This is a genomic window from Citrobacter sp. S55_ASV_140 (assembly GCF_018919505.1).
Taxonomy (GTDB): Bacteria; Pseudomonadota; Gammaproteobacteria; order Enterobacterales; family Enterobacteriaceae; genus Citrobacter; species Citrobacter werkmanii.
Map to the genome: position 1 here is coordinate 1 of NZ_JAHLQZ010000446.1, position 406 is coordinate 406.

Below are 406 nucleotides of genomic sequence, written 5' to 3' on the forward strand. Positions count from 1 at the left end.
TGAGCCCAACACACCAACTTAATGTTAATCAATGCACTTGAGCACAGTGCGTCTATGCACTACAATCTCTTTATGCTTATGCAAAAGGTGTTGGCAATGGAATGTCTAAATCATTAAATATCAGAAATTTTCGGGATACATGGCTTGAAGATTTTTTTGAGCGGGCAACACCGCACAGAAAAATACCCGCGGATATTCACACCGCATTAGCCAGAAAGCTGGATATCATCAATGCGGCGGTTTCGCATCGGGATTTGCGCTCGCCGCCAGGGAATAGATATGAAGAGTTAACCGGAAAGTTACAGGAATATTCTTCAATAAGAGTAAATAAGCAGTACCGATTAATATTTAAATGGGTTAACGGTAAGGCCGAAGATGTGTACTTAGACCCACACATCTACTAGAA

General features: G+C 41.4%; 1 protein-coding gene. It reads left to right on the forward strand.

Translation table 11 applies throughout. The annotated features are described in order from the left end of the window. Positions 1 to 101 precede the first annotated feature (101 nt). A complete protein-coding gene (locus KQJ18_RS24450; RefSeq protein ID WP_038636359.1) occupies positions 102 to 404 on the forward strand; it encodes a type II toxin-antitoxin system RelE/ParE family toxin in 303 nt (100 codons plus the stop codon). Positions 405 to 406 lie beyond the last annotated feature (2 nt).